Origin of the sequence: Mesorhizobium sp. M7A.F.Ca.CA.002.04.1.1 (assembly GCF_004022805.1) — a bacterium.
Taxonomy (GTDB): domain Bacteria; phylum Pseudomonadota; class Alphaproteobacteria; order Rhizobiales; family Rhizobiaceae; genus Mesorhizobium; species Mesorhizobium ciceri.
The window spans coordinates 1-3,938 of record NZ_RZPL01000562.1 but is presented as its reverse complement, the minus strand read 5'-3'; the positions used below and the strand labels follow the sequence as shown (position 1 = coordinate 3,938).

Here is a 3,938-nt window from a genome sequence, read left to right as displayed (position 1 = left end):
ATCCTGCACCTGCTCGCGCAGGGCGGACGCATTGAAATCGAAAAGAACGAGAAGAAACGGATCGCCTCCGTCAAATGCCTGACCCGCGACGGCTGGCATTATCCGGGCGTCGATCTCGAGCTGTTTCGAAAACTGAAGCGGAAGAAGGCTGTTTCTTCGTCTGACGGTGGACCCTACCGCATCACCCGGCGCGGGCTCGCACTCGTCCGCTCCGAACTCGACAACAGGTAACCACGGCTCCGCCGGTCGGTTCTCCGGCCGGCGGTTCGCCTCACCGCTCAGGCGGTGGCGATGTAGGCTCTGATCTCGTCGGCCTCGCGCTCGACATCCTCGATGCGGCGCTTGACCACGTCGCCAATGGACACGATGCCATCGAGCATGCCGTCCTTTTCCACCGGCAGATGGCGGAAGCGGCCTCGGGTCATGATCTCCATCACCTCGTTGACGGTGTGGTTTTCGTTGCAGATCTTCACTTTCGGCGTCATCGCCGAACGCACGGGGATATCGAGCGCGGCTCCACCTTCGCGGGCGACAACCCGGACGATATCGCGCTCTGACAGGATGCCGACGATCTTGCGATCGCCATTGGTGATGACCAGCGCCCCGATCTTGTGCTCTGCCAGGATACGGATGGCTTCGCTAAGCTTTTCGTTCGGCCCGAGCGTCAACACGTCATGGCCTTTTCTCTCGAGAATTGCCTTAACCGTCATGGCGTCCTCCTCTGCTTTGCCTGCCGGTTCCTGCCCTGACCGGCCTTCACGTAAGAGTGAACATCGTGCGCCGTGATCGGTTGCATTTCAAGTGTGGTGGTCGGCCGTCTCCCATTCGGGCGCCTGCCATCGCCTGTCGAACCAGCGCAGGCCGAAGAAGCCGGCGACAAAGCCGCCAATATGGGCCTCCCAGGCGATCTGGCCGTCTACCCCCGGGGCAAAACCGAGCAGGCCGGTGGCGAGATTGATGACCATCCACATGGCAAGGAAAATCACGACACCGCGCAAGCGCAACACGAATGCGATCGGCAGCACCGGGCCGGCGAAGGCGGCCTTGCCGGCCGAACGATCGGTGCGGAAGCCAAAACGCGCCGCAGCCCCCATCATGCCTGATATCGCACCGGAAGCCCCGACCAGCGGCGCCTCACCGTAAGGATGCAGTGCCCAGAAAAGCGCGACCGAAGCCAGCCCGGTTGCGGCAAAGAACAGCGCGAACCACAGCGTTCCCAGACGGTTTGCCAATGGTGAGCCAAACGCGGCGAGCCACACCATGTTGATGGCGATATGGGCAAAGCCGCCATGCATGAACGCGTAGGTGAAGGGCCGCGAAAACAGGAACCAGTCGAAGCCGTATTGCCCGGTGTAGAGAACGGGGATGAAGGCCCCGTCATACAGCAATGTCATCTGCTGGGATTCGCTCAACACATATTGCTGCAACAGATAGACGACGACGCAGATGCCGATCACCGCCAGCACGACGGGCGGCAGGTTGAACACCGGCTCGCGCCGCGGCTCGGGCGCGCCCTCGACCGGGTCGGCTTCCGAGGGAATTACCGGTTCACTCATTTGAAATTGCACTCACTGCGGGATTCCAGGTTCGAGCATCTAGATTAACGCGGACCGAACAGCAAACCGCGAATCATCTGGCGCGAATCAAAAAAGAAGCCGTTCAAGGTTTCCCTTGAACGGCCGGTCGAGCCCCCTGCTCCCCTAAAACTCTGACTGAAGTGCTGCCGATCGTCGCGAAACGACCGCTTCTGGAGTGGTTTTTGTGTGCCACGGGGCTGGCTCAGACGCAACGTAAACCACTTGTTAACCTTAACGACCCCGACCCGTGAACAAGTGTTAACGACGCTGGCACGCTTCCTGCTCCGCAACGCATGTAGGTCCTCGGAGGGCGCCCTTCTGTTCACCGATGGGACATCAGACGACAGATTGCGCGGAGCAGCATAGCATGAACCAGAATGGATCGATCACGCTGTTCCAATATTGGAACCGCCTGCGTGATGGACGCCCCGCCCCGAAGCGTTCGGAGGTCGAACCGGCCGACATCAAGTCGCTGCTGGCCGACACCTTTATCCTGGAACGTGACACGCGCGGACAGGCCGTATTCCGGCTGGCCGGCACGAGGCTTTGCGCCTGCTACGGCCGCGAGCTCAAGGGGTTTTCCTTTCCATCGCTGTGGCGCGAGAAGGACCAGCGGCTCGTCTCGCGCCTGATCCATGGCGTGTTCGAGCAGAAATCGGTCGTGCTCATCAGCTATGAGGGCTTCAGCCGCAACGGGCGCTCCAATAAGTTCGAACTGCTTGCCCTGCCGCTGGACGGCGGCGTCGAAAATCCGCGCTGCCTGGGCGTCATCAGCGCCGTGGAGAAACCCTTCTGGCTGGGTGCCGATCCGATCACCGATGCGTTGATCGATTCAATCCGCGTCATAGATCCGGAGAAGGAGCTTCTGAACAATCGCCCGGCGATCGATGTTCCCTCGCTTGTTCCCGATGAACTTGGGGCACCCGAGACGATCTCGGCGCTCGGCCGGGTGCGTCGCATCCGTCATCTCGTCGTCTTCGATGGCGGGCGCGAGGAATAGTCCGCTGTTTTTTGAGACCTGATGCACGTCGCCCAAAACTGCGCGGCGGTTTTGGCACCACGGCCTGCAAAAAGGAAAACGCTGGAGCGCCCGCTTTTCCCCTTTGTTAACCCGCTTTGTTGTACTTCTGTGATGAAGTTCCTCGCATCGGCGCGCGGGATGCCAAACGGGGTGTAGGCAGTCATGAGGTCAGCGGCGGTCGACTATGCGCCGTCCCAAGCTGAAAGGCGAAACTTTCAGCGCGTCCGGGTTAAAATTTACGGACGCTTCATGCTGGAAGACCGCACCGAACATCCCTGCCAGGTCGTCGACATGTCACCGGGCAATGTCGCGTTTCGCACCGACCGCATCGGCATGCCCGGCGAAAAAATCATCGCCTACATCGATCATATCGGCCGCATCGAAGGCGTCGTCACACGCACCCTGCAGGACGGTTTCGCAATGACCGTCATTGCGTCGGATCGCAAGAAGGACAAGCTGGCCGCGCAATTGACCTGGCTGGCCAACAAGCATGAACTCGACCTGCCGGAAGATCGCCGCCACGAGCGCGTCGCACCGCGCAATCCGACAAGCGTGCTGCAGCTCACCGACGGCCGCCAGTACCAGTGCCGCATCATCGACCTTTCGCTCTCCGGCGCCGCTGTCGAAATCGACGTCAAACCGGCGATCGGCATCCAGGTCATGCTTGGCACCATGCGCGGGCAGGTCGTGCGTCATTTCGAGGACGGCGTCGCCATCGAATTCGCTGTGATCCAGCGTCCCGAAACGCTTGATTCCGAATTCAACACGCCACGCGCCTGAGCAGGCCCGACAGCAACATTCCAGGAACCGGCCCTTGCGGCCGGTTTTTTGTTTTCGACGCCATGGCATGCTTCGGCCGCTGTTGGAGGGGCCTGGAAGCCCTCCGCCCCCGTCGTGAGGGGCCCCAATATCCAAACGAATTAATACTCAAATGATTCAAATTTTACGTTTATTCTATTGGACTTTTACTCAATATCTACTTCGCGCTTTTGCGTCAAATAAATCCACATGTGGCAATGTCTCCTTCGAACGGGGAGACTACAACAATGAAGAAAACGAGGGGCAAGCTGTTGCTGGCGGCAATGGCGATGCAGCTTTCCGCTTGGGGATCAGCATATGCCGCGGGACCGGCCTATATGCACACCGGCGGACGCACCACCCAGCCTGTTGGTCACTATGAGTTCTGCCAGCGCATTCCCGGCGAATGCAGCGAACGGACCCGCAGGGGTGCGCCGGTCGAACTGACCCGCAAGCTGTGGGCGACGATCGTCAACATCAACAATTCGGTCAACACCCGCATCAAGCCGCGCACCGACATGGAAAACTACGGTGTCGAGGAA

The 3,938-nt window shown here is 60.1% G+C and carries 6 protein-coding genes; 4 read left to right on the top strand and 2 right to left on the bottom strand.

Annotation, left to right across the window (positions count from 1 at the left end; translation table 11 throughout):
- Nucleotides 1–231: YjhX family toxin (locus tag ENZ75_RS24260; RefSeq protein ID WP_128278365.1), on the top strand; the 231-nt coding region annotated here is incomplete at its 5' end.
- A gap of 47 nt (nucleotides 232–278) precedes the next feature.
- On the opposite strand, the gene ENZ75_RS24255 is transcribed toward ENZ75_RS24260, so the two are convergent.
- Nucleotides 279–710: a CBS domain-containing protein gene (locus ENZ75_RS24255; RefSeq protein ID WP_013531344.1), complete on the bottom strand. Its 432-nt coding sequence runs from the start codon at nucleotides 708–710 to the stop codon at nucleotides 279–281.
- Nucleotides 711–797: 87 nt separating this feature from the next.
- Nucleotides 798–1,556: a rhomboid family intramembrane serine protease gene (locus ENZ75_RS24250; protein ID WP_013531343.1), complete on the bottom strand. Its 759-nt coding sequence runs from the start codon at nucleotides 1,554–1,556 to the stop codon at nucleotides 798–800.
- A gap of 388 nt (nucleotides 1,557–1,944) precedes the next feature.
- On the opposite strand from ENZ75_RS24250, the gene ENZ75_RS24245 reads away from it, so the two are divergent.
- The 3 genes from ENZ75_RS24245 to ENZ75_RS24235 form a co-directional block, all read left to right on the top strand.
- Nucleotides 1,945–2,577, top strand: coding sequence for a PAS domain-containing protein (locus ENZ75_RS24245; protein ID WP_024503876.1), 633 nt, complete (start codon nucleotides 1,945–1,947; stop codon nucleotides 2,575–2,577).
- Nucleotides 2,578–2,760: 183 nt separating this feature from the next.
- The gene (locus ENZ75_RS24240) at nucleotides 2,761–3,378 is read left to right on the top strand and encodes a PilZ domain-containing protein (protein WP_013531341.1); all 618 of its coding nucleotides are present in this window, start codon (nucleotides 2,761–2,763) and stop codon (nucleotides 3,376–3,378) included.
- A 266-nt stretch (nucleotides 3,379–3,644) separates the two neighbouring features.
- Nucleotides 3,645–3,938 (top strand): transglutaminase-like cysteine peptidase (locus ENZ75_RS24235; RefSeq protein ID WP_206617090.1); only part of this gene is annotated, 294 nt, incomplete at its 3' end.